Origin of the sequence: Arcobacter sp. CECT 8989 (genome assembly GCF_004116715.1) — a bacterium.
Lineage (GTDB): Bacteria > Campylobacterota > Campylobacteria > Campylobacterales > Arcobacteraceae > Halarcobacter.
Genome location: NZ_PDKE01000007.1, coordinates 57,074 through 80,793 on the forward strand (window position 1 = coordinate 57,074; position 23,720 = coordinate 80,793).

General features: G+C 29.2%; 26 protein-coding genes. 14 read left to right on the plus strand and 12 right to left on the minus strand.

From position 1 onward, the window contains the following. The first annotated feature begins 7 nt into the window (after positions 1–7). From CRV02_RS08055 to CRV02_RS08100, 10 genes are all read left to right on the plus strand, one after another. Positions 8–1,072 carry an EAL domain-containing protein gene (locus tag CRV02_RS08055; RefSeq protein ID WP_129089894.1) on the plus strand — a complete coding sequence of 355 codons (1,065 nt, stop codon included), beginning with the start codon at positions 8–10 and terminating at the stop codon, positions 1,070–1,072. An 11-nt stretch (positions 1,073–1,083) separates the two neighbouring features. Beyond that, entirely contained in the window at positions 1,084–2,622 is a 1,539-nt protein-coding gene (locus CRV02_RS08060; protein WP_129089895.1) for an AarF/ABC1/UbiB kinase family protein, read from the plus strand. Then, the gene (locus tag CRV02_RS08065; RefSeq protein ID WP_129085152.1) at positions 2,619–2,864 is read left to right on the plus strand and encodes a TIGR03643 family protein; all 246 of its coding nucleotides are present in this window, start codon (positions 2,619–2,621) and stop codon (positions 2,862–2,864) included. The genes CRV02_RS08060 and CRV02_RS08065 overlap by 4 nt, the downstream gene beginning before the upstream one ends. Then, complete coding sequence (gene uvsE / locus CRV02_RS08070) at positions 2,864–3,721, plus strand: UV DNA damage repair endonuclease UvsE (protein WP_164968980.1); 858 nt, start codon at positions 2,864–2,866, stop codon at positions 3,719–3,721. Before CRV02_RS08065 ends, uvsE begins: the two co-directional genes overlap by 1 nt. A 205-nt stretch (positions 3,722–3,926) precedes the next feature. Continuing rightward, complete coding sequence (gene nhaA / locus CRV02_RS08075) at positions 3,927–5,282, plus strand: Na+/H+ antiporter NhaA (protein ID WP_129089897.1); 1,356 nt, start codon at positions 3,927–3,929, stop codon at positions 5,280–5,282. 11 nt (positions 5,283–5,293) lie between these two features. After that, entirely contained in the window at positions 5,294–5,974 is a 681-nt protein-coding gene (locus CRV02_RS08080) for a response regulator transcription factor (protein ID WP_129089898.1), read from the plus strand. Then, positions 5,961–7,352 carry an ATP-binding protein gene (locus CRV02_RS08085; protein WP_129089899.1) on the plus strand — a complete coding sequence of 464 codons (1,392 nt, stop codon included), beginning with the start codon at positions 5,961–5,963 and terminating at the stop codon, positions 7,350–7,352. The genes CRV02_RS08080 and CRV02_RS08085 overlap by 14 nt, the downstream gene beginning before the upstream one ends. 302 nt (positions 7,353–7,654) lie before the next feature. Beyond that, positions 7,655–8,896 (plus strand): putative DNA modification/repair radical SAM protein, encoded by a 1,242-nt coding sequence (locus tag CRV02_RS08090; protein WP_129089900.1) that lies wholly within the window; start codon positions 7,655–7,657, stop codon positions 8,894–8,896. After that, positions 8,893–9,621: a TIGR03915 family putative DNA repair protein gene (locus CRV02_RS08095; protein ID WP_129089901.1), complete on the plus strand. Its 729-nt coding sequence runs from the start codon at positions 8,893–8,895 to the stop codon at positions 9,619–9,621. Before CRV02_RS08090 ends, CRV02_RS08095 begins: the two co-directional genes overlap by 4 nt. A 66-nt stretch (positions 9,622–9,687) precedes the next feature. Next, positions 9,688–10,200, plus strand: a complete 513-nt coding sequence (locus CRV02_RS08100) for a lipocalin family protein (RefSeq protein WP_129089902.1) — start codon at positions 9,688–9,690, stop codon at positions 10,198–10,200. A gap of 15 nt (positions 10,201–10,215) precedes the next feature. Here CRV02_RS08100 and thiI read toward each other — a convergent pair whose 3' ends face one another. The 5 genes from thiI to dctP form a co-directional block, all read right to left on the minus strand. Further along, positions 10,216–11,682 carry a tRNA uracil 4-sulfurtransferase ThiI gene (thiI, locus tag CRV02_RS08105; protein WP_129089903.1) on the minus strand — a complete coding sequence of 489 codons (1,467 nt, stop codon included), beginning with the start codon at positions 11,680–11,682 and terminating at the stop codon, positions 10,216–10,218. A gap of 63 nt (positions 11,683–11,745) precedes the next feature. Then, positions 11,746–12,186 (minus strand): universal stress protein, encoded by a 441-nt coding sequence (locus CRV02_RS08110; RefSeq protein WP_129085161.1) that lies wholly within the window; start codon positions 12,184–12,186, stop codon positions 11,746–11,748. Between the two features lie 20 nt (positions 12,187–12,206). Further along, positions 12,207–13,916 (minus strand): TRAP transporter large permease, encoded by a 1,710-nt coding sequence (locus CRV02_RS08115; protein WP_258239261.1) that lies wholly within the window; start codon positions 13,914–13,916, stop codon positions 12,207–12,209. 9 nt (positions 13,917–13,925) lie between these two features. Continuing rightward, the gene (locus CRV02_RS08120) at positions 13,926–14,519 is read right to left on the minus strand and encodes a TRAP transporter small permease (protein WP_129089904.1); all 594 of its coding nucleotides are present in this window, start codon (positions 14,517–14,519) and stop codon (positions 13,926–13,928) included. Between the two features lie 45 nt (positions 14,520–14,564). Further along, positions 14,565–15,578, minus strand: a complete 1,014-nt coding sequence (gene dctP / locus CRV02_RS08125; protein ID WP_129089905.1) for a TRAP transporter substrate-binding protein DctP — start codon at positions 15,576–15,578, stop codon at positions 14,565–14,567. A gap of 128 nt (positions 15,579–15,706) precedes the next feature. Here dctP and CRV02_RS08130 point away from each other — a divergent pair, with 128 nt between their 5' ends. Further along, positions 15,707–16,975 carry an MFS transporter gene (locus tag CRV02_RS08130; RefSeq protein ID WP_129089906.1) on the plus strand — a complete coding sequence of 423 codons (1,269 nt, stop codon included), beginning with the start codon at positions 15,707–15,709 and terminating at the stop codon, positions 16,973–16,975. Between the two features lie 11 nt (positions 16,976–16,986). Here CRV02_RS08130 and CRV02_RS08135 read toward each other — a convergent pair whose 3' ends face one another. The 4 genes from CRV02_RS08135 to CRV02_RS08150 are packed head-to-tail and all read right to left on the minus strand — an operon-like array spanning position 16,987 to position 19,559. Further along, the gene (locus CRV02_RS08135) at positions 16,987–18,018 is read right to left on the minus strand and encodes an NADH:flavin oxidoreductase/NADH oxidase (RefSeq protein ID WP_129089907.1); all 1,032 of its coding nucleotides are present in this window, start codon (positions 18,016–18,018) and stop codon (positions 16,987–16,989) included. Positions 18,019–18,036: 18 nt separating this feature from the next. Continuing rightward, positions 18,037–18,666, minus strand: coding sequence for an NAD(P)H-dependent oxidoreductase (locus tag CRV02_RS08140; RefSeq protein ID WP_129089908.1), 630 nt, complete (start codon positions 18,664–18,666; stop codon positions 18,037–18,039). A 10-nt stretch (positions 18,667–18,676) separates the two neighbouring features. Next, entirely contained in the window at positions 18,677–18,973 is a 297-nt protein-coding gene (locus CRV02_RS08145) for a putative quinol monooxygenase (protein ID WP_129089909.1), read from the minus strand. A 4-nt stretch (positions 18,974–18,977) separates the two neighbouring features. Next, positions 18,978–19,559 carry an NAD(P)H-dependent oxidoreductase gene (locus CRV02_RS08150; RefSeq protein ID WP_129089910.1) on the minus strand — a complete coding sequence of 194 codons (582 nt, stop codon included), beginning with the start codon at positions 19,557–19,559 and terminating at the stop codon, positions 18,978–18,980. A 128-nt stretch (positions 19,560–19,687) separates the two neighbouring features. On the opposite strand from CRV02_RS08150, the gene CRV02_RS08155 reads away from it, so the two are divergent. The 3 genes from CRV02_RS08155 to CRV02_RS08165 all read left to right on the plus strand — a co-directional run bounded on the left by CRV02_RS08155 (position 19,688) and on the right by CRV02_RS08165 (position 21,787). Further along, positions 19,688–20,065 carry a helix-turn-helix domain-containing protein gene (locus CRV02_RS08155; protein ID WP_129089911.1) on the plus strand — a complete coding sequence of 126 codons (378 nt, stop codon included), beginning with the start codon at positions 19,688–19,690 and terminating at the stop codon, positions 20,063–20,065. After that, complete coding sequence (locus tag CRV02_RS08160; RefSeq protein WP_129089912.1) at positions 20,066–20,965, plus strand: AEC family transporter; 900 nt, start codon at positions 20,066–20,068, stop codon at positions 20,963–20,965. A gap of 93 nt (positions 20,966–21,058) precedes the next feature. Beyond that, the gene (locus CRV02_RS08165; protein WP_129085170.1) at positions 21,059–21,787 is read left to right on the plus strand and encodes a DsbC family protein; all 729 of its coding nucleotides are present in this window, start codon (positions 21,059–21,061) and stop codon (positions 21,785–21,787) included. 89 nt (positions 21,788–21,876) lie between these two features. Here CRV02_RS08165 and CRV02_RS08170 read toward each other — a convergent pair whose 3' ends face one another. The 3 genes from CRV02_RS08170 to CRV02_RS08180 all read right to left on the minus strand — a co-directional run bounded on the left by CRV02_RS08170 (position 21,877) and on the right by CRV02_RS08180 (position 23,660). Continuing rightward, on the minus strand, positions 21,877–22,548 hold the full coding sequence (locus tag CRV02_RS08170; RefSeq protein WP_129089913.1) for a DUF1826 domain-containing protein: 672 nt from the start codon (positions 22,546–22,548) through the stop codon (positions 21,877–21,879). 20 nt (positions 22,549–22,568) lie between these two features. Then, a complete protein-coding gene (locus CRV02_RS08175; protein WP_129089914.1) occupies positions 22,569–22,841 on the minus strand; it encodes a DNA repair protein Rad50 in 273 nt (90 codons plus the stop codon). 255 nt (positions 22,842–23,096) lie between these two features. Further along, complete coding sequence (locus CRV02_RS08180) at positions 23,097–23,660, minus strand: GNAT family acetyltransferase (protein ID WP_129089915.1); 564 nt, start codon at positions 23,658–23,660, stop codon at positions 23,097–23,099. Positions 23,661–23,720: the final 60 nt, after the last annotated feature.

Consider the following 23,720-nt stretch of genomic DNA (forward strand, 5'->3'; position numbering starts at 1 on the left):
GAAAATTATGCCTTGTAATAGATGCGATATAAAATATGAGTTTAGTAATGTTGCTTCTAAAATTTATTTTATAAGTGAATTTGATGAGCTTATAACTAAAGTAAAACTATTTTTAAAAAAATTAAATATTCACTTTGAAAAAATTGAAAATATAGTCTATATAGATGTAGAAAATACAAAAGAGTTCTTCTATGAAAATATAGATGCTATTGAAACAACTTTTAACTCTTTAGAATCAGAAGATATAAAAGTTTTTATTGATTACAACAATGAAGGACTATCATATAAAGCAGTTTTAAATTCAAAACCACTTCAACGATATATAAATATGATTGAAGATGAAGAGTTTTTTGATGTAATAAAAAATCAATCTTTAACTTCACATTTTCAAGCAATAATTGATGCAAAAACTGAGCAAATTTATGGATATGAGACTTTAGTTAGAGGTGTTAGACCTGATGGAACTTTAATCTATCCAAATGAACTATTTGAAAAGTCTACTAGAAATGATATGAACTTTAATCTTGATAGACTTTGTAGAGAGAGTTCTTTAAAAACAGCAGCTACAAAAAAAGTTAAACAAAAAGTTTTTATTAACTTTCTTCCTACATCTATTTATGACCCAGAGTTTTGTTTAAACTCAACAGTTAAATGGGCAAAACAACTAGAGTTTGATACTTCAAATATTGTTTTTGAAGTAGTTGAAACTGAAAGTATCAAAGATCAAAAACACTTAAAAAAGATACTTGAATTTTATAGAGAACAAGGCTTTAAAATAGCCCTTGATGATGTGGGAGAAGGATACTCTAGTTTAAATATGATTATAGAGTTAAAGCCTGATATTATAAAAGTAGATAGAAATATCATTTCAAATATCAATAATGATGAACTAAAGCGTTCAGTTTATAAAGCTTTGTTTAATCTTGCTAGAGAAAATGGTATTGAGATATTAGCTGAAGGAATTGAAACACCTTATGAGTTAAATACAATAAAAGAGATTGGCGTTGATTATATGCAAGGATACTATTTTAATAAACCAATGCCAGAACCTATTAGAATGATATATCGTTAAAAGGATTTATTATTAAATTTTATTCACCACTTAGAGTTTATAGGGTTTTTATATTTTTATTAACAGTTTATTTAGTTATAAAAAGAAAAGATAGCTTTTTATTTATTAAACCACTTAAACCTAAAAAGTTAAAACATACAATTGTTAAACTAGGAGCTTCATTTATAAAACTAGCACAAGTTCTTGCTACTAGGTCTGATTTTTTTAATGAAGAGTATTTAAATGAACTAAAAAATCTTCATGACCAAATTCCTCCTATGAAGGAAAAAGATTTTGAAGAGATTTATAATATTGCATTTAAAGAAAAGCAAATATTTAAAGAGTTTGATAAAGAACCAATTGCTTCTGCTTCTATTGGTCAAGTTCATAAAGCAATCCTAAAAAACCATAAGAAAGTAGCAGTAAAACTAAGACGTAAGGGAATAAAACAGCAAGTCTTAGCTGATATAAAAATCATAAACATTTTTAATTCATTGTTTAAACCTCTATTTTCAAGTTATACAAAAAACTCTATAGAAGCAGTAATCTCAGAGTTTTCAAAAATGATTGTTGAAGAAGTTAGTTTAAATCAAGAACTACAAAACCTAAAAAACTTCAAAAAAGTATATAAAAAACAAAAAGTGAAATTTCCAAAAGCATATAAAAAGTACTCTTGTGATGATGCTTTAGTTATGAGTTTTGAAGAAGGTTTTAGATTTGATGATAAAGAGAATATCTTTAAACATAAAATTGATTTTAAAAAAATCATCTCAAATCTAGTAGACTTTTACACAACTCAAATGCTTATAAATGGATATTTCCATGCAGATCCACATCCAGGAAACCTGCTTGTAAATAAAAAAGGTGAGCTTATTTTACTTGATTTTGGTATGGTAAAAACAGTTCCAAATGATAAAAGAGTTGCAATAATTGAGCTTATAAAAGCTGCAAATGAACAAGATTATGAAACATATATAAATGCAAGTAAAAGACTTGGAACAATAGCTTATGAAGCACCAATGGGTGAATTAACTGAGTTTACTTCAAAGATGTTTGATATTTTCTCAAATGATAATCTTGATAGTGAGTCAATGCAAAAACTAGCTTTTGAAGTATTAGAAAGTACTAGAGATTTACCATTTAAACTTCCTAGTGATGCTATTTATATTCTTAGAGTTAGTGCTATTGTAGAAGGTCTTGGAACAACATATATTGAAAACTTCAATGGTGTAAAAGATATCTTACCAATTTTACAGAAAAATCTTCCAAAAGCTCTTGGTGCAAAAGAGTCTATTAGTGAAACTATTATTGAAGAAGTAAAAGATTTACCTTTTATTGTAAAAGATTTTAAGACAATGATAAAAAGAGCGAGTGAAGGGAATCTTGAAGTAGAACTTTCAAGAAATCAACTTGAATATCTTCAAGAATCAAGTAAAAAGCAAATCAAAGCTTATGGTATCTCTTTTGCTTTCTTTTTTGCTGCAATCTTTTATTTACTTTATGGTTTTGAGCCAAAAGAAGTTTCACTAGCTCTTTTTGCATTTGGATTTATAAGGATTTTATACAAATGAAAAATATTGAGTTAAATATTGAAGATAAAAACCGTTTAATACAAATGGCTTGGCAAGATAGAACTACTTTTGATGGAATAAGAAAAGAGTTTAATCTTACAGAGAATCAAGTAAAAAATCTCATGCGTGAACTTATTTCACCTCAAGCATATAAAAGATGGAGAAAAAGAGTTCAAGGAAGAGTAACAAAACACGAAAAAAAAGTTGATTTTAAACCAATTAGATTTAAAGGACCATGGTAATGTATAGATTTGGATTTTTTTGTTCAAAAAGTGATAATAGCTTATCAACAAATAGAACTATGAATTTAAACAACCTAAACTATGAAAATGTTGAAAAAAAAGTAAAACAAAATGCAAAAGAGCTAATTGATTTATTAGAGTACTCTAAATCTGAAAACTACCCTATTTTTAGACTGGGAAACTCTTTTGTTCCTTTTATCTCTCATAAGCTTTTTGATATGGCTTGGCTTGATAAACTAGCAGCTATTTTTGATGAGACAAAAGAGAGATTAAAAGATTTTGATATAAGAGTTACAATACACCCTGGACAATACACAGTTTTAAACTCTCCAAAAGAGAATGTTATAGAAAACTCATTAAGGGAGTTAGAGATGTTCTTTTGGCTCTTTGATAGATTAGGAATAGATGAAAATGGAACAGTATTAATTCATGGTGGGGGAGCCTATGGAGATAAAGAAACTGCATTAGAAAGACTTATTGAAACTATAAAAAAAGAGAGTTGGTTAAAACAAAGACTTGCTTTAGAAAATGATGAGAGAGTTTATACAGCTGAGGAAATACTTGGAGTATGTCAAGCAACAGAAATACCAATGGTTTTTGATATATATCATCACAGTCTAAATTTAAGTGAATTTAACCCACAAGATATACTAAAAACATGGGAAAACAGAAGACCTAAAGTTCATCTTTCTTCTAAAGGAGATGGAAAGTTTGGAAATCATGCTGACTATATTGAAGCAAAGGACTTCTTTGAGCTTGAAAAGATGTTTCAAAATGATACTAAAAATATAGATATCATGGTTGAAGCAAAGAAAAAAGAGCTTGCAATACAAAGACTAAGAGATGATATAAAGTAATAAAATTTTTAATTATCAAATTTCTCAATCTTTACAATTCTACGTTATTTATAAGTTATAAAATATTAATAGTAAAACTCAAATAGTAGCTAAGAAAATTATTACCAAGAAAATGTCAAGAAAAAATGTATAAATTTCTTGACATTTAATTTGTATAATTTGACACTTTACAAATAAAAATAGTTAAAAATTACTAGGAGTTTGAATGAAACTATACGCACCTTGGGAAAAAGCTTTTAAAAAAGTGTCCACACCCTTTGAAGAATTTCTGCATGCCCAAACTACAACAGGCTTGATTTTAATAATAACAACGATATTAGCATTAGTATTAGCAAATAGCCCTTTATATGATGTATATGCACACTTTTTTCATACATATATTGATTTAAACGTAGGTTCATGGGAACTTTCACATTCACTTCACCATTGGATTAATGATGGACTTATGGCAATTTTCTTCTTTTTAATTGGTCTTGAAATAAAAAGAGAGATTACAGCTGGTGAACTATCAAATATAAAAGTAGCAATGTTACCTATTTTAGCAGCAATTGGTGGTATGGTTTTCCCTGCACTTATTTATACAAGTTTAAACTACGGAACAGCTGGTGCAGCAGGTTGGGGAATCCCAATGGCAACAGATATCGCTTTTGCTATAAGTGCTTTAGTTTTATTAGGTAAAAGAGTTCCTACTACACTTGTAACATTCTTAGTAGCACTTGCTATAGTTGATGACTTAGGAGCTGTTTTAGTTATCGCAATTTTCTATACTGAAACTATCAATATGGTTGCACTAAGTTTAGCAGGTCTTATGTTTGCTTTAATGATTGCCTTTAATAGATTTGGTATTCATATGATATTACCTTACTTTGTGGTAGGTTTAATAATGTGGTTCTTCATGTTAGAATCTGGTGTTCATGCTACAATTGCAGGTGTTTTAGCTGCATTAGCAATACCTTCAACTCCAAAAAGAGCTCCAGAAACATTTACTCAAGATACAAAACATTTATTAGATGAATATGACAAATACCCAGTTCAAGAAAACCATATGATGCACGAAAAGCAAAAAAAGATTCTTACAAATATAAAAGATAAGATTGACCAAGTAGGAACACCTGCTGCAAGGTTAGAGCATAACCTTCATTTACCAGTTGCCCTATTGATTATTCCTATTTTTGCTTTAGCAAATGCAGGTGTTAAAATTGACTTTAGTTCAATTGGTACAACAATCTTAGAGCCTGTTTCTTTAGGTATTATTTCAGGACTTATTTTAGGAAAAGTTATTGGTATCTTTGGTGTTTCATGGTTAGCAGTAAAACTAAAAATTGCAGAGCTTCCAAAAGGAAGTAATATGAGTCAAGTATTTGGAGTAGCATTTCTAGGTGGTATAGGATTTACTATGTCAATATTTGTTGCAGACTTAGCCTTTGTTGGAAACCCTGAACTTATTTTCCAAGCTAAAATAGGAATCCTAAGTGCTTCTTTATTTTCAGGTTTATTTGGATATTTTTGGTTAAAATCAGTATCATCAAAAAACAAAGAACAAAATGATATAACAAAATAAAAAGGTAAAAAGTGAAAAGTAAAAGTGTGCTATTGATTGAAGACAATATTGAACTACAAGAACTTATAAGCACATTTCTAAAAGACTATAACTATACTTGCGTTGTATATTCAGAGCCTTTTGAAGCATTAAAAGAGTTTGAGGACAATCACTTTAAGTACTCTATAGTTATTTTAGACTTATCTCTTCCTAGAATGGATGGCTTTGACCTTTTTAAAAAAATAAAAAAAATAAAAAATATTCCTATTATCATCTCAACAGCAAGGGATGATATAGGAAACAAAATCTACGGCTTTGAACTAGGAGCTGACGACTACTTATCAAAACCCTATGAACCAAGAGAGTTAGTTCTTAGAATTGATGCAACACTTAAAAGATACAATGATAGTGAAGAGATTCAAATAAATGATTTAAGAATTGACTTAAATAAAAAAAGAGTCTTTTTAGAAAATCAACAAATTGAATTTACTAAAATAGAATCAGAGATTTTCTTTATGTTTATAGAAAATATGAATAAAGTTGTATCAAGAGAAGATATCATAAATCAAACCTCATTAAAAGAAGATACAAAAAATAGAACTATCGATATGCATGTTAGTAATATTAGATTTAAGATAAATGATGATTCTAAAGAGTCAAAATATATTAAATCAATTTGGGGTATAGGGTATAAATTTTGTGATAACAATTAGGCAAAGACTTTTTATCTCATTTTCACTAATACTACTTATTATATTATCTATAATAGGAGTATTTTTTTATACAATCTTCAATCTAAGTGAAATACATAAAAGTCAAATCCATAGATATGATCAAATAAGAAGAGTAGAAAAACTAAAAGAATACAATAACTCTTTTTCATGGATTGTGCTAGATATTGTAACTGACTATGAAAAAATGGATGTAGTAAAAAAACGTCTTGAAAAATCTGATAAACTTTTTAAAACTTTGATTATAAAAAAAAGAGAAACAATAGAAAACTCTGAATCAATAATTGAAAAACAAAATCTACAACAAATCTTTCAATATTTTGAAGAGATTGAAAAACTTATTAAGTATGAACTTTATGAGCTTGTTTTAATCAGTAAAGATGAAAAGAACTTTACACCTTTTAATAAAAACTTTGAAAAGCTAAGCTTTAAGATTGATAAGCTTTTAAAAGAAGAGATAGAATACCTACAAACAAGACTAGATAAAACAGAAAAAGATAGAAATCAATTTATTGATACGATTAAAGTAGAACTTGTGTTTCTTTTTATAATCGCTTTCCTTTTATCTTCTATCATCTCTTCACGTATAACAAAACAGATAAAAGATAAGCTTGATAAACTAAACAAAGGTGTTTTACAACTTTTCAAAGATGATGAAACTACCATCAAAATAGATATTGGAAAAAACAATGAGTTAAGTGAAATAACACATAACCTAAACTCATACCTTGAAAAACAAAGTGATATTATCCACTCAAGAGAAGAGCTGTTAAGAAATATAAGTCATGAACTAAAAACCCCTATTTCAAAAGCAAAGTTCTTACTTGAAAACCTAAGACACAACAAAGACAATAAACAAATTGATAGCCTAAATAGTGTTTTTGTAGATATAGAAGAGCTAACAAGTAAACTTTTACAAAGGGAAAAATTAAACTTTGCAAAAGTAAACTCTTCGAAGTTTAAAACTAGTAGTTTAATTCTTGAATCATTATCTAAACTCTCTATTGATGATGAGTCAAAAGTAGAAGTTGATATAAAAGATGACTTCAATATACATGCAGATAAATACTACTTAACAATTGCACTTAAAAATTTAATTGACAATGCAATGAAATACGCAGATGAATCCCCTATTGTAATTGAAGCTAGTGAAAACAAAATAGAAGTTAAAAACATTGCAAAAAAACTTTCAAGTGACCTTATTTACTACACGCAACCTTTTACAAGAGAACCAAACCAACAATTAGGTCATGGTTTAGGACTAAATATTGTAAATAAGATAATTCAAATACACGATTTTAAACTTGAGTATACTTATAAAAATCCATATAACATCTTTTCAATTACTTTTAAAAACTAAACTTTGTCAAGATTTTGTCAAGTAATAACACATTCCTATATTGACACTTATTCTATAAAATATAATTAGTTTTAAAGAAGGAGATAGTATGAGTTTTCTAAGAAACCTAATTGTTTTAATAGCCGTATCTTTCACAGCTATCGGTTTTATTAGTGCAAGCTTCTAAGACAGTATAATTCCTAATAAGTAAAACTACCAAAGACTATGGTAGTTTTACACCCCTCACATTAAAACCCCCAAACAAAACATTACAAAATGCAATAAAACAATAAAGAAGAAATATTTTGAGTTAAAATATCTTTATGAGAAAAGATATTTATGAAAAGATGCAAATACTTGCAGATAGTGCAAAATATGATGTAAGCTGTAGTTCTAGTGGAAGTGATAATAATCACAAAACAGGAGAATTAGGAGCAACACACAATAGCGGAATTTGTCATACATTTACAGCTGATGGACGGTGTGTATCTTTACTTAAAGTTCTACTTACAAACTTTTGTATTTATGATTGTGCTTACTGTATAAACAAAAAAAGCAATGACATAAAAAGAGCTGCTTTTTCACCAAGAGAGTTAGCTGATATTACAATCAATTTTTATAAAAGAAACTATATAGAAGGTCTATTTTTAAGCTCTGGAATTATTCAAAGTGAAGATAATACTATGAATATGATATTGAGAACTCTTAAAATACTAAGACATGAATATAGATTTAATGGCTATATCCATGTAAAACTAATTCCAGGCTCTGATGAAAGACTTATTGAGCAAGTAGTGGCTTTAGCAAATAGAGTTAGTTCAAACATTGAACTTCCAAGTGATAACTCCCTAAAACTTCTAGCACCAAATAAAACCAAACAAAAAGTTTTACAGCCTCTAAAACATGCAAGGGAAAAAAGTCTAGAAAAAGATACAAAACCAATAGGAATGAGTACTCAACTAATAGTGGGAGCAACACCTGAAAGTGACAAAGATATCTTAAAACTTAGCTCTATTTTATATGATAAAGCCTTGCTAAAAAGGGTATATTATAGTGCATATATTCCAGTAAATGATGATAAAAACCTTCCTGCAATTATAAATAAACCTCCACTTTTAAGAGAACATAGACTTTATCAAGCAGATTGGCTTTTGAGATTTTATGACTTTTCTTATGATGAAATAGTAAGTGATGAGTTTCCAAACCTTGATGAAGAAGTAGACCCAAAAACCTCTTGGGCTCTTTTAAACTTACAATATTTTCCAATGGAAATAAACAAAGCAAATAAAGATGAACTTCTTAGAATCCCAGGAATTGGAGTAAGAGGTGTATTTAAAATACTTAAAGCTAGACGTTTTAAATCTTTAGATTTTGATGATTTAAAAAAGCTAAAAATATCTCTTAAAAGAGCAAAATATTTTATAACTTGTAAGGGAAAGTATCATAGTAAAACTCCTTTTTATAAAGAAGATATAAAACAAGCAATAATTGCACCACCTAAAAAGAAAATAATACAACCTTCACTATTTGATATAAACTATAGTCATATAACAGGTGAATTATGATTTTAGTTTATGATAAAACATTTGAAGGTTTTTTAACTTTAGTTTATGATGTGTACTATGAAAAACTACAGCCAAAAAAAATTGTAACTAAATATCCAAACACCCTACTTTTAGAAGATATATTAGAAATAAAAACAGATGAAGAAAAAAGCCTAAAAGTTTTAGAAGCTATGAAGAAAAAGTTTCCTAAAAAATGTTTTGAACTAATACTTAATATTTTTATGTGTGATACAAAAGAGTTTGAACTTAATCTTTTAAGATACATCATTTTAGGGTTTAAAGATAGTAATGAGCTTTTTAATATAAACCAAAAGGAAGTTTTCTTTTTACAAAACCTAGAAAAAGAGCTATTTAGACATGTTCATAAAATGACAGGATTTGCTAGATTTGAAGAGCTTGAAGATGGAACTTTATATGCAAAAATTGAAACAAAATTCAATATAGTCCACTTCTTAGGAAAACACTTTTTTAAAAGATTAAATAATCAAAACTATATTATCCATGATATTAATAGAAAACTTGCATTTATAAAAAATAGTGACTTTTTAGGAGTTCAAAATGTTGCATCATTTGAAGAACCAAAACTATCACAAGATGAACAAAAGTTTAAAAAACTTTGGACTACTTTTTTTGAAGCAGTAGCAATACAAACAAGAGAAAATAAAAAGTGTCAACAAAATTTTGTCCCTTTATTATATAGAACATACATGACAGAGTTTTTATAAACTTCTATAAAATGCCTACTAAAAAACAATATTTTTTTATATACTAAAATAAAAAGGGAAACTAAAATGAAAAATATTTTTCTTGTTACGCTAGTCTTATTTTTATTTACAGCTTGTTCATATAAAGACCCAAACATAAAAAGTGTACAAACCGTTGATTTAAATAGATATATTGGTTCTTGGTACGAAATAGCAAGATATGAACACAAGTTTGAAAAAGATTGTAAAAATGTAACTGCAACTTATAGTATTAAAGAAAATGACAAAATAGAAGTAATCAACAGATGTACTAAAATGACTACAGGTGAAAAGACAGAAGCTACGGGAGAAGCCTATGCTGTTGATAATACAAACGCTAAATTAAAAGTATCTTTCTTTTGGCCTTTTTATGGAGACTACTGGATTATAATGCTTGATAAAAACTACTCTTATGCAGTAATTAGTGAACCAAGTAAAAAATATCTTTGGATTTTATCAAGAGAAAAAAAGTTAGATGAAAAAATAAAAGAGAAGATTTTAAAAAGATTAGAGTCTTTGGATTATGATTTATCTAAACTTATTTGGACAGTACAAGACTAAAAAAGTTGTATAGACCTACTGGGGTCTATACACTTTAATATTGTTATAACCTTTTGAATCAATTAAATACTGAGCATGTAATTGACTTAAAATACCTTTATCACAATAGAAAAGATACTGTTTATCTTGAGGAAGTTTTCCAAACTGAGCTTTTAGTTTGAAAAATGGTATCTTTATAGTTTCACAAGAAGTTTCAATACAATCATCACTTTGTCTAATATCAATAATTGTATAATCTCCACTTGAAATATCACTTACAACATCAACTTTACCTATTTCATTAACATCTTCATCAATTTCATTTACATTTATTGTAATTGCATCTTCAACAGCTTTATCTAAAATCTCATAATTGAATTTTTTTGCTTCTTTTTCCATTCTAGAGAAAGAACCATGAACAATAGGATTTTTAGAAATAACACCACAATATTCTGGCATAGATTCTGCAAATCTTCTAGTCCCTATTTGATTTGCTATTTCCATAATCTCAGGTTTATTCATAGTTGATAATGGTCTTAAAACAAGTTTATTTGTAACTTGATCAATTAATGCAAGATTTCTTAGAGTCTGACTTGAAACCTGAGCAACACTTTCTCCTGTAAGAAGTGCTTCAATTCCCATCTTATCTGCAATTTTTTCTGATGCCATAAGCATAAGTCTTTTTAGTGTAACACCCATATATGATTGACTAGTTGAGTTAAAGATTTCTGTTACAACATCCTCAAAAGGAACAGATGTAAAAGTTATTCTATGAGAACTTCCATATTTATTCCAAAGGTAATATGCAACTTGCTTAACTCCAATTTCATGAGCTATTCCACCAAGATTAAAGAAAACAAAGTGTGTTTTAATTCCTCTTTTCATAGTTAAGTATGAAGCAATAGTAGAGTCAAAGCCACCAGACATAAGTGATAAAATATCACCTTGTGTCCCAATAGGGAAACCTGATAGACCTTGATACTTTTGTGTAATAATATTTAATTGCTTGTTAATAAGTTCAATATTTATAGTAACTTCGGCATCTCTTAAATCAACACCTTTTGAATCAGGATTTTTTGCAAGCATATATCCACCAATATTTCTTTCAATATCAGTTGATTTAAAATCATGTTCACCTGTTCTTTTTGCTCTTACTACAAAAGTTTTTCCTTGTACTTCTTTAGCTGTATATTTATTTACAATCTCTTTCATTTCATCAATTGTTGTGATGTTATCAAATTGTAAAGCCTCTAATACAAGCTCGATTCCTGAAGTATTTAGTAAGTTTTGTCTAACTTCTACAACTACTTCAATAGGACATACAATCTCTATTTTGTCAAAAAACTTTTTATACTCTATATCATTGCTAATTCGCCCTAGTATTGTTCGTATGTTGTTGTAAAGCTGGTCAATCATTTGCCTTTTAGCTTTAGTACCTTTTACCATAACTTCTGGAAAGAACTTAACAATAAACTTTTGCGTCTTTGCTTTTGATTCGCTCATTATTTAAATACCTTATTATTTTATAAAGTCGCGATTATACCATAAAATATTGATATTTCTAAATTATACAACCATCACTGGACATTTGGCTAATCCTGTAACCTTATGGGAAACACCACCTAGTAAATATCCTGATAATTCCCCTTGTCCTTTTGAACCAATTATGATTAAATCAATATCATTCTCTTTTCTAAATTTTAAAATCTCTTTTGCTGCTGAACCCATTTTAACAAAGGCTCTAACCTTTGTTATTCCTTTTTCTTTTAATATCTCTTTTCCCTGTGATACTATCTCTTTAGAAGACTCCCTTAACACATCTTCTAAATTGCCTTTATCAATACTACTATTTAGTGAAGCAAAAGAACCTTCTAGAAAACTATACTTTTTAAAAACAGATAGTAAGAAGATTTCAGCATCATATGTTTTTGCAATATTACTTGCGAAATCTAAAGCCTCTAAAGACTTATCAGAACCATCTAATGGAACTAGTATTTTTGTAAACATTTTCTATTCCTTACTTTTTATTATCTAAAAGCTATATCTCTTAAGAACAATGCAATTTGTGGGAAGAAAATCAATGCCACAGATACACTTAAAAGAATAAAAATAAAAGGTGGTGTTCCTTTAATAACTTCAAGATATGGTCTTTTAAATACTGCAATTGCTGTAAAAATATCACACCCAAATGGTGGGGTTGCAGAACCAATTGCAACTTGTAATGTAATAATAGTTCCAACTAATACGGGGTCAAGTCCAACTGCATTTACAACTGGTGCAAAAATTGGTACTAAAACTAAAATAACAACAATCGGGTCAACAAACATACAACCTACAAAGAAAGCTATTGAAATAACAGTTAAAACTCCATATGGCCCCATCTCACTAATTCCAATTGAACTTAATATCTCTTGTGGCACTTGTGCATAAGATAAAATCCAAGCAAATCCAGCACCAGCTCCTACTAAAATAAATACAACTGCTGTTACTAAACCTGTTGATTTAGCTGTTGAGTAGAAATCTTTTAGTTTCATTGTTCTAAAAACTATTCCTTCTAAGAAGATTGCGTAAGCAACACTAACAGCAGCAGCTTCTGTTGGACTAAAAATTCCACCAAAAATACCACCTACAATAATAGCAGGGAAACCTAAAGGCCAAAGTGCTTTGTATAAAGCTGTAAATCGCTCTTTCCACGAAGCCTTTGGTTCGGTAGGAATATTATGTCTATATGCATAAATAATACTATAAATTGAAAATAGTGCTAAAATTAAAAGTCCAGGACCAATACCTGCTATAAATAGCTCAGGGATAGAAGTCTTTGCAACAATTCCATAAATAATCATCCCAATACTTGGAGGTATTAAAAATGCGATATCACTTGAATTTACAATTAAAGCTAAAATAAATGAGTCTTTATAACCACTTTTTTTTAGCCTTGGTCTAAGTGGAGAACCAACTGCTACAACTGTTGCTTGAGTTGAACCTGAAACTGCACCAAACATAGTACATGCTCCTGCTGTACTTATTGCAAGTCCACCTTTTATATGTCTTACAAATGCCATAACAAGGTCGATTAGCTTTTCAGCAGAGTGTCCTCTTGTCATAATATCAGCAGAAAGTATAAACATTGGTACTGCAATTAAAGCAGCTGGTCTAATACCTGCCATCATCTGTTGTACCATAAATTGCATTTTTGAAAAATCAGAATCAAAAAGCAAAAATATTCCAAAAGTTGTCCCAGCAATTAATGGAATCTTCATAGGGAAACCTAAAAGAAGTAATACAACCATCAATATAAAAATAGAAGTTGCAATATTGCTTTTTAAAAACTCATATAAACTAAAACTAGTGTCTTTAATTTCACTTGAAGTAACTGTGCTTAAAATGTCTCCATAGTCATCAACCATTGTTGCTTCAATAGAGATTTTACCATCAGCAAAAGAAGAGATATCTGCATCTATAATTTCCCACATACCTCTTTTATCAGTTTCAGCCTCTATCAATAAACTCTCTGAGTCTTCATCTCTAAAAACTACTTCTACAACTCTCCATTTATGACTATCAAAATCTTCTGCTTCTGAATATCCATATACAGTAGTGAAAAACTTATCTTCTTTCTTTAAAGTTTGAATCTCTTCTATTGCCATAGTTACAGTATCTTGTGCAAAACTATTTGAAATAAAACTAAATAAAATAAAAACTAAAAGCAATAATTTTTTTAATATATTTATTTTCATGATACAACCTTATACTTCAATATTTGTTTCTTTATAGCCATCTTGAACCTTTGTTGAAAGAAATACATCTTTTTCTCTAAGGTTTTTAATAACTGTAAAACTATATTGTAAACCTGTAACAGCAAAACCAATAGGAACCCATAGATATATATAAAACACTGGTATTCCTAAAGCAGGAAGTATCCTTCCACTCTCGTAAACTTCAACAATATAGCTATAAGAATAGTATGTTAGTACAAACATAAAAAAAGCTGTAACTGAGGAAATAAATATTATTAGTAGTTTTCTCATGGGTTTAGATAGAGCATCATAAATAGCAGACATTCTAATATGTCTTGCATTTCTTGCTGCATAACTAAGTCCTGCAAAAGTAACCATAATGATAAATATCATATTTAATTCATCAGTAACAGTTAAAGCATCATTGAAAATAAATCTTGTAACAACAGAAGTAATTGTTACAACTGCCATAGAAACAACACCTATAGCTAACATAAACTCTTCAAAACGGCTAAGCATTAAATCTAAAAAATCAATTCCTTTTAGAAATGGATTTTTGTTATTTGAGTTTTCAGGCAAATCCTCACTTTTCTCATCATTCATCTCTTCCCCTTTATTAACACCTAGCAAAAGCTAGATGTTTTCATATTACTTTGTATTTTTTTCAGCTTGAGCTAAATCTCTTTTGATTTGATCCATAATCTTTTTGTTAGATGCACTTTTTGAAGCAAAAGAGTCTTGAACTTTTTGTGCTGCTTTTTTAAATACAGCTCTCTCTTTTTCTGTTAACATATTGATTTTGTAATTAGGGTTTGTCTTTACAATTCTTCCAATACCAATTGCATCAAGTTTTTGAGCCTCTTCAAGAATAATTTTTTGAGCATGTTTAGCTGCTTCTTGAACTAATCTTTTATCTCTTTTTCCTAATCCGTCAAAAAAGTTTTTATTTGCACTTACTGATGCATTAAAGTGTCCATGTCCAGTATAAGTAAGTACTTTAGTTAACTCATCTAATCCATATGCTTCAATCCATACTGTTGGGTTTTCTTGTCCATCTACCATTCCAGTTTTAAGAGCACCAACTAAGTCACCCCAAGTCATTGGTTGTGGAGAAGCTCCAAATGCTTCATAAGTTTCTACCAAAATAGGAGAACCTGGCATTACTCTCATTTTTTTACCCTTTAAATCAGCAGGGCTTCTAAACTCTTCCATAGTTGTAACTGCCATTTCACCTTCTGGGAAAATAGCTAAAAGTTCTAATCCATGCTTATTAAAGATTTTTGGAAGCATTTCATTTACAACTTTAGAGTTTTTAAAGAAGTAATCAAGTTGTTTTGTGTCTGTTGGAAGAACATACGGTACTGTGAAAACATCCATTTGAGGAATTGTTCCACCCATATATCCAGTTGATTGACCAATAAAGTGTAATAATCCAGCTTTTGCTTGCTCCATCATATCTGCTTCTTCACCTAAAGAACCAACCTTATAAAGCTCAATCTTGTGTCTTGAGTTTTCCTCTACAAAATCTTTAAATGCTGTTGCATAGATTCCTTGTGGATCACTTACACCTTCTCCAAAAGCATATTTCCAAGTGGCTGCACTCATACTTGTAGCTGCAAGCATACCCGCTAAAACCAATCCTTTGAATTTTGTTAATTTCATTTTATCCCCTTATATGTTAAAATTACACAACAAGTATGACAAAATTTTACTTATGTTACAGAATTAATTTGCTTATTAATTGTTCAATTTAATATATATCCACTTTCAATATAAGCCTAATTAATGATATGTTTATTTCACTTTTTATGTTTTTTAGATGCTTAATATTTTCTTTCTATTTACATAGATATGTTTTTACTTATTATCAAATTAATTGTGCTAAAATTACATTCTCTCTTAAAATCTACAAAAAGGTTATTGCTATTAAAAAGACAGCTATTATTACATTACTATTTTTATCAATGACAACTATGATGTCAAATGTTGCTATTGTAACTACACTACCTAGATTCCAAGACTATTTTAGTGAAATACAAAATATTGAGTTTTATTCAAGACTAATGCTTACTTTACCATCTGTTATAATTGCTCTATTCTCACCATTTTTAGGGCATCTTATTTTTAAATTTGGAAAAAAGAAATCAGCAATTACAGCTTTAACTATTTTTGCACTAACGGGAAGTGCTGGTCTATATCTAGAAACAGTTGATATGTTTTTACTTTCAAGAGCCCTATTTGGAATAGCAATTGCAACACTTATGATTGTATCCACATCCTTAGTTGGTGACTATTTCCAAGGAGAAGCTAGACATAAGTTTATGGGTTATCAAAGTGCATTTATGTCTATAGGTGGAGTTGTATTTGTTGTAGGTGGAGGTTTTTTATCTGATGTAGATTGGAGACTTCCTTTTGGAATATATTTAATTGGATTTTTACTTCTTCCTATGGTTATATATTTTTTAGTTGAAAAACAACAAGAGGAATTGAAACAAGATGATGTAACTGTTGTACCTACAAATCTTATAGGAGTTTATTTCTTAGGCTTTTTTTATATGACAATTTTCTTTATTTTGCCTACTCAACTTCCATTTTTGATGATAAATGAATTTCATGCAAGTGGAAAACTAACTGGTTCTATAATTGGTGTTGCTTTTTTAGCAAATGGAGTTGGAGCTATGTACTTTTCAAAGTTTAAAAAGAAATATAGCTTTTCTACTATTTATTTAATAGCTTTAACAATATGTGCCGTAGGATTAACTGCTATTTCATTTGTATATAATGTTTATTTCTTCTTTTTAACAGGTATCTTACTTGGATTTGGTGGAGGAGTTATGATGACTAATATCTCTGCTTGGATGCTAAGTAAAACTACTTTTGAGAAAAGAGTTAAAGCTTCTGGTTATCTGACAAGTTCAGTTTTCCTAGGGCAATTTGCTTCACCTATACTATTTTATCCCGTAGTAAAAAGTCTAGGAATTCATGATTTCTTTTTAGCTGTTGGAGTTTTTTTATTTGTAATTGTTTTAATTGGAAGTTTATATAAAAAGCTAGCATAATTGCTAACTTTTTATAAATATGCTCGAAGATAAGAGCTATCAATTAACTCTTTTTGATTAAACTCTTTTGCTAATTTAAACACTAAATTTGCATCTCTTAAAAGTTCTCTTCCATAAGCTACAAAGTCACAAACTTTATCTTCTAAAAGAGTTTCTCCTTGTTTTGCAGTTGTTATTAATCCAACTGCAATCACAGGAATAGACACACTTTCTTTTATTTTTTTCGCATAATCACATTGATATAAAGGAGAAAGTTCAGGCATTAAGTCAGGTTCTTTTTGATTTCCACCTGCTGAAACATGGATAGAATCTACTCCAAGTTTTTCTAACTCTTTTGATAGATAAATAGAATCTTCTATATCCCAACCATTTGTTTTCCATTCACTTGCTGAAATTCTAACTATTAGAGGTAAATCTATTTGTTCTTTTAAAAGCTTTGCAATTTCTAAAGTTAATCTACATCTATTTTCTAAACTTCCACCATAGATATCTTCTCTTTTATTTGTTAAAGGGGACAAAAATTCACAAAGTAAATATCCATGGGCTGCATGAAGTTCTAAAATATCATAACCAGCCTCTTTTGCTCTTTTTGCAGAATCTAAAAATAACTGTTTCACTAAAGCTATTTGTTCTAAATCTAAAGACTGGGGAGTTTTAAAACCACCACTTGTATCAAAAGCTATTGAAGAGGGAGCAATAGGAGTTGTCTCTTTAACTAAACTTTTTCTTCCTGCATGGGCAAGTTGAATAGCTATTTTTGAACCAAACTCGTGGGCTTGGTCTACAAGTAGTTTATGTCCAGCAATTTGAGAGTCTTCCCAAAGTCCTAAGTCATTATTAGAAATTCTTCCTCGTGGTTCAACTGCTGTTGCTTCAACAATAATCAAACCAACATTTCCAATTGCCCGTGAAGTATAATGAAAAGAGTGAAAAGCTGTAACTTTTGCACTATTATCGCTTTTATACATACACATTGGAGGCATTACAACTTTATTTTTTAGTTGACAGTTTCCAATACTACTAGGACTTAAAAGTAAACTCATAATTGTTCCTTTTGATGACTACTTGATATACTCTACAATATCTTCTAACTTTTCTCTTTGTTGAGTTGATTGTTCATTAATTCTATATCCAAATGGTAAAACTAATGATAATTGATATTTTGTTGTATCTAATTCTAAAATCTTTTCAACATTCTCTTTTTCAAATCCTTCAATAGGACAAGAATCAATTCCTCTTACTGCTGCTGCTGTCATCATATTTGAAGCTGCGATATATGTTTGTTTTGAAGTCCAAGCATAGATATTTTCATCAGTTGAAAGAGTTTCTTTTAAATGATCTGCATAAAGATTTAAATAAAAATCTAATTTTTCTTGAGGCATCTCTCTTCTTCCAAATTTTCTTCTTGGAATACCAGACTCTGGTTTTACATTTTCAATAGCTGCAAGAACAATTACAAGATGAGAACAAGTTGTTACTTGTGGCTGATTCCAACATACTTCTTTTAACTTTTCTCTTAAGTCATCATTTGTAATAACTAAAAATTTCCAAGGCTCCATACCAAAAGAAGAACAAGATTTTCTACCCGCTTCTAAAATATATGTTAAATCCTCATCAGTAATCTTTTTTGTTTCATCAAAAATCTTACAAGCATGTCTAAAATCCATAGCTTCCATAAAAGTTTTTTCCATCTTTAAATCCTTATATATCTAGTTTTTTTAATTTGTCTATATTTAAACTTTCAAGTTTATCTTCTAAAGCATTTACAAATGAGATAAAATGTTCTTTTTTCTCATGATTTGATAAAGCCTCTTGATTCGCCCATGTTTCAACAAAAGTAAATGAGTACTTATCTTCTGTATCTTGGTGTAAATCATATTGAATACAACCATCATCAAACTTGTGTGTATTTGAATGAAGTTTAACCAACTCTTGATAAACTTCATCTAAAAACTCTTCTTTTACTTTTAACTTAGCAACTATTACAACTTGACTCATAATATTAAGCCTTAAAGTTATTCTCTAAAATATTTGTAAACTTAGATAACTCTGCATCTAAATCTAAATCACCCTTGAAAATATCATGCACTGCATAACTTTCAAGTGGAGTCATTCCACAAAATTGGAAGATTTTATGAACTGCAATATGAGCTTCATCTAAAGATAATCCATCAAAGAAACCTTTTTCATTATCAAATTCTGAAACTGGACAGTTATAAGTTAAAGATAACATATACTTACCATTTAATAATCCACCACTTCCATAAGTTTTTGAAGCATCTTCTCTACTTCTTCCATCACTTGAGTAATGAACTCCTTGAGTTAAAACTTCATCAAAATATTTTTTTGCAATCCAAGGCATACTCATCCAATATACTGGATATTGGAAAATCACATAATCTGCCCAAACTAACTTTTCTGCCTCTTCTTTGATATCATAACCCTTTTCAATATGAGTAGTCTTTACAGTAAAACCTTTTTCTTCTAAAAGTTTTGTAGCTGTATTGATATAAGTAGCAGTAAGCTCCCCTTTTGCAACTACATCATAATGTTGGTGTCCATTTATAATCAAAACATTTTTCATTGAAAATCCTTGTTTAATTTTGAAAATTATATACCTTATAAACTTAATCTTACCTTACTTTACTTTAGGTAAGTAATGGAATTTAATAATGCTTATGTTATAATAGTCGTAATATTGAAAGGATTTGAATGTATTATATTAATGATAAAGAGTTTAAATGCTCTATCAACGTAACTCTTGATATTTTTAATGATAGATGGAAACTATCAATTATTTGGCATTTACTAGAAAGTGACAAAAGATTTAAAGACTTACATGAAGAGATTTCAGAGATAACTCAAAAAACTTTAACAGTAAAATTAAAAGAGTTAGAAGAAAAAAATATTATAAATAGAGAGGTTTTCCCAGAAGTTCCTCCAAAGGTTGTTTACTCTTTAACTGATGCAGGTAAAAGATTAAAACCCGTATTACATGAAATGTTTGATTGGGGTGTAGAATACGTAAATGAATACGGAAAAATCACTGAAGAAAACATGTGTCATACAGAGTTAAATAGAAAAAAATAGATGGAAAACTTTGCATTAATTGCAATCGCAATTATAGTAGGTTATGCTCTTCAAAAGTTTAAAATCTTCCCTGAAGAGACTTCAATAATTTTAAATAAATATATAATCTATATTTCATTACCTGCTATTATTTTATTACAAGTTCCAAAGCTAACATTCTCATTTGATGTTCTTATTCCAACAATTATTGCTTGGCTTGTAATGGCAATTTCTGCTGTTATCGTTTTAATTTTTTCTAAAATATTCTCTTGGTCAAAAGAGATAACTGGAAGTTTACTTCTTGTATCAATCCTTACAAATAGTTCTATTATGGGTATTCCTATTATTGAGTTATATTTAGGAGAAGAGGCATTACCTTATGTTTTAATCTATGACCAACTTGGTACTTTTTTAGCCCTTGCTGCTTATGGTACTTTTATTACAGCATATTACAGTACAAGTGGAAATATCAAACCTAGAGTTATCATTCAAAAAATACTAACGTTCCCCTCTTTTATAGCTTTAGTTATAGCCCTACTTCTTTTAGGTCAAACTTTTCCACCAATAATTACTGATGTTTTAACAAAGTTTGCAAATACTTTAGTTCCTGTTGCACTTGTTGCAGTTGGTTTACAACTACAATTTAAACTGCCAAAAGATGATTTACTTCCTCTTAGTATAGGTCTTTTAATAAAACTAATTCTAGCTCCACTTATTGCTTTTGGAATATGTATTGCTTTTGATTGGTATAATCTTGCAGGTAAAACTTCTATCTTTGAAGCTGGTATGGCTCCAATGATTACAGCAGGAGCAGTTGCTTCTATGGCAAACCTTGCACCAAGACTTAGTACTGCAATTGTTGGATATGGAATTATTTTCTCATTTATAACAACTTATATTTTATCTTTGATTATTTTGTAACTATAAGTAAAAATTATTAAAAAAACAAAAAACTACATATAAACTAAACATTAATATTGTATTATCATTAAAATTTTTTATATAGGAAATTAAATGATAAAAACAGCTAGAAATATTTTATTAGCACTTTCATTAACTACAGGATTAAGTGCAGCAGATAAACTATCGCAAAAAGATTTAAAAGAGATTCAAGCTTTACCATTAATAAATATGGCACAAGTTGAAGTTAAAGGTGGAACTGACTTTGGAAGCTTATATGGACTAAGTGTAAAAGTAAAAGGAAGAATGGACACAATCTTTTTAACAAAAGATAAAAAATACTTACTTCCAGGTGATGCTATTAGTACTCAAAATGGACAACAACTACAATTACCAGTAGATATTTCATCAACTATTGGAAAAGAAGCATTTACTTATGGAACTGGAAGTGATGAGTATATACTTTTTACAGACCCAGAGTGTCCATATTGTAAGAAGTTTGAATCATACTTCTCTCAAATAGAAGACAAGGTTAAAATTAGAGTATTCTTCTTCCCATTATCTTTCCATGAAAATGCAAGAGATATCTCACTTTATATTATGAGTCAAGACTCTTATAAAGCAAAAGCAAATGCAATGATTAACACAACAAAAGATACTGAAGAGTTCAAAAATAGAAAAATCGACTCTACTAAACTTGCAAAATTAGAGAAATCTTTAGATGAGCAAATGAATATTGCAAAAGAGCTTGGAATAACTGGAACACCTTCTTTATTTGATAAAGATGGAAATAGAATAATCTGGGCACAAATGCTACAAGATTATGGAGTTACTGTAAAGTAAAGAATTGAACAAATGATAAGGATGGAGTTTTAGCTCCCCTTATCAAACAATTTACTAAAGCTGTATTACAAGCAAACCTTAAATCTCATCTAAAAATCTAAAGTTAATATCAAACGCTTTTCATTGCTTATCAATTCTGGCGAACGATGGACTAAACCTACATTTTCATTACCATCCCAAAGTGTACCTTTAATCAATGCAACATCACCACAGGCTAGTTGTTGAATATTACTTTCACTTTGATAAAGGCCAGATTCACTGTCAGGCAAGCCATTACAACCCCACCCTAGTTTTGTTTGATCAACAACCTCATGTGGCAACCATTCTGTAGCTGTACCTTGATAGGTCGTCACAAGACGGCAAGGTACTTTGTCCACATGAAATTTAGGACACATAGCTTTATCTAAAACTTTCAAACGCACGCCTGCTTCTTTAAGTTCAAACAAATAGCAGAACATATCCACAAGCGCAGCAATATCTTCACTAACTTCAGTCATTTTGTTATCAAAAAATTCATTAACACGGGAAAGTGCATCTTGTGGCGTTAAAGTCATTTCCTTTTGAAATGTAGGATTCAACTCTAAAAACTCTTTTACCGAAGATTTCAAACTATTTGGTCTTTCACGCTGCCAAATGGCTATATTTATCTTTTCTTGATAGATATCACTCAAAACTGTTGGCTGTTTACCATGGACCATATGTTGAGATATTTTTTCTGCTTGAGCCCATTCACTAGCTATATTGCAATTTTTTTTAGTCATCGTCAATTTCCCTTTAGTATTTATTGATGTTCATCTTCATGTTCATCAATCATATTTCTAATCTTTTTATACATATCTTTTGCATCTTTATTTGATAGTTTTTTCTCTTCAATCAGTTTTAAAACTTGATTTAATTCTTCAATAAAATACTCAACATCTTTTTTTGCTTCCACAATCTCTTCTTTATCATTTCCATTTTGTATTTCTTCATTTAATTCATCTAAAAAAGCTTTTGATTCTGGTAGCATCACATTAAATATTATACTTTCTAATTCTACTTCTATATTTTTCACTTATTCCCTTATTTTTACTTATTCCACATAAGCAAATTTAATTGCCTAATCATAAATCTTTTTTTGCAACTTAGTTGCAATTTTGGATTTTATCTGATATTTTTTAAGTGCAACTTAGTTGCATAAATTATTTTCTTATAAGTGTTTTATTTAAGCTTTAAACTTGGAGCAAATTACAATGGTTATGTAATAGGATTTGGTATATTAATGGGGGGGGAAAAGGTGTTTTAATTTGAACTATAGAAGAGTTTTCTTCTATAGCTTTACTTCCTTTGAAGTATCATATACTAACTCATAGTATTGATTATTATTAAACTCAAACTCTTGAATTACTTCTAAACCTAACTTTCTAGTATGAGCTTCATAAGACCTTGGATTTATTTTATTTATAAACGTTACTAAAATAGGAAATCTTTTTGCCATATGGACTCTGGCATACTCAAAAATTCTTTCTAGTACTTGTTTTCCTCTTACAGTTTTATCTATACATACAGGTCCATATTGATATGAGTTTTCTACACTTAATGTTTGACCTAAATAGTTTAGTTTTGGTAGCTCTTCAATCATAAATTTAAACATAGGCCAAGAAGACCAAAACTGCCAAGAAGCACACATCACATAGGCTACAACTTTATCATCAAGCTTTGCGATAAATAAACCTTGTTCTTTTTCAATCAAACTTGTAAGTTGTTCTTTTGTAAATGGTGTTGTAACAAAACCATCTTTTTTGTCTTCTTCTTTAATAGAGTCAACTTGATATTTATAATGTAATTCTAAAACATCATCTATATCACTTAGTTCTGCAACTTTTAATAACATATTATCTTCTCCTTTTTGGATTTGAGATTAGTTTAACTAAAAAAGTAAATTAGCACAATC

Coding starts and splice junctions, on each gene's coding strand:
- uvsE (WP_164968980.1), top strand. CDS start 2,864: ATGTATAGATTTGGATTTTTTTGTTCAAAAAGTGATAATAGCTTATCA.
- CRV02_RS08055 (WP_129089894.1), top strand. CDS start 8: ATGCCTTGTAATAGATGCGATATAAAATATGAGTTTAGTAATGTTGCT.
- dctP (WP_129089905.1), bottom strand. CDS start 15,578: ATGAAATTAACAAAATTCAAAGGATTGGTTTTAGCGGGTATGCTTGCA.
- CRV02_RS08180 (WP_129089915.1), bottom strand. CDS start 23,660: ATGTTATTAAAAGTTGCAGAACTAAGTGATATAGATGATGTTTTAGAA.
- CRV02_RS08090 (WP_129089900.1), top strand. CDS start 7,655: ATGAGAAAAGATATTTATGAAAAGATGCAAATACTTGCAGATAGTGCA.
- CRV02_RS08145 (WP_129089909.1), bottom strand. CDS start 18,973: ATGAGTCAAGTTGTAATAGTTGCTAAGTTAAAAGTAAAAGAAGAGTTT.
- CRV02_RS08170 (WP_129089913.1), bottom strand. CDS start 22,548: ATGACTAAAAAAAATTGCAATATAGCTAGTGAATGGGCTCAAGCAGAA.
- CRV02_RS08130 (WP_129089906.1), top strand. CDS start 15,707: ATGTTTATTTCACTTTTTATGTTTTTTAGATGCTTAATATTTTCTTTC.
- CRV02_RS08100 (WP_129089902.1), top strand. CDS start 9,688: ATGAAAAATATTTTTCTTGTTACGCTAGTCTTATTTTTATTTACAGCT.
- CRV02_RS08140 (WP_129089908.1), bottom strand. CDS start 18,666: ATGGAAAAAACTTTTATGGAAGCTATGGATTTTAGACATGCTTGTAAG.
- CRV02_RS08160 (WP_129089912.1), top strand. CDS start 20,066: ATGGAAAACTTTGCATTAATTGCAATCGCAATTATAGTAGGTTATGCT.
- CRV02_RS08150 (WP_129089910.1), bottom strand. CDS start 19,559: ATGAAAAATGTTTTGATTATAAATGGACACCAACATTATGATGTAGTT.
- CRV02_RS08120 (WP_129089904.1), bottom strand. CDS start 14,519: ATGAATGATGAGAAAAGTGAGGATTTGCCTGAAAACTCAAATAACAAA.
- CRV02_RS08115 (WP_258239261.1), bottom strand. CDS start 13,916: ATGAAAATAAATATATTAAAAAAATTATTGCTTTTAGTTTTTATTTTA.
- CRV02_RS08165 (WP_129085170.1), top strand. CDS start 21,059: ATGATAAAAACAGCTAGAAATATTTTATTAGCACTTTCATTAACTACA.
- thiI (WP_129089903.1), bottom strand. CDS start 11,682: ATGAGCGAATCAAAAGCAAAGACGCAAAAGTTTATTGTTAAGTTCTTT.
- CRV02_RS08065 (WP_129085152.1), top strand. CDS start 2,619: ATGAAAAATATTGAGTTAAATATTGAAGATAAAAACCGTTTAATACAA.
- CRV02_RS08095 (WP_129089901.1), top strand. CDS start 8,893: ATGATTTTAGTTTATGATAAAACATTTGAAGGTTTTTTAACTTTAGTT.
- CRV02_RS08155 (WP_129089911.1), top strand. CDS start 19,688: ATGTATTATATTAATGATAAAGAGTTTAAATGCTCTATCAACGTAACT.
- nhaA (WP_129089897.1), top strand. CDS start 3,927: ATGAAACTATACGCACCTTGGGAAAAAGCTTTTAAAAAAGTGTCCACA.
- CRV02_RS08135 (WP_129089907.1), bottom strand. CDS start 18,018: ATGAGTTTACTTTTAAGTCCTAGTAGTATTGGAAACTGTCAACTAAAA.
- CRV02_RS08110 (WP_129085161.1), bottom strand. CDS start 12,186: ATGTTTACAAAAATACTAGTTCCATTAGATGGTTCTGATAAGTCTTTA.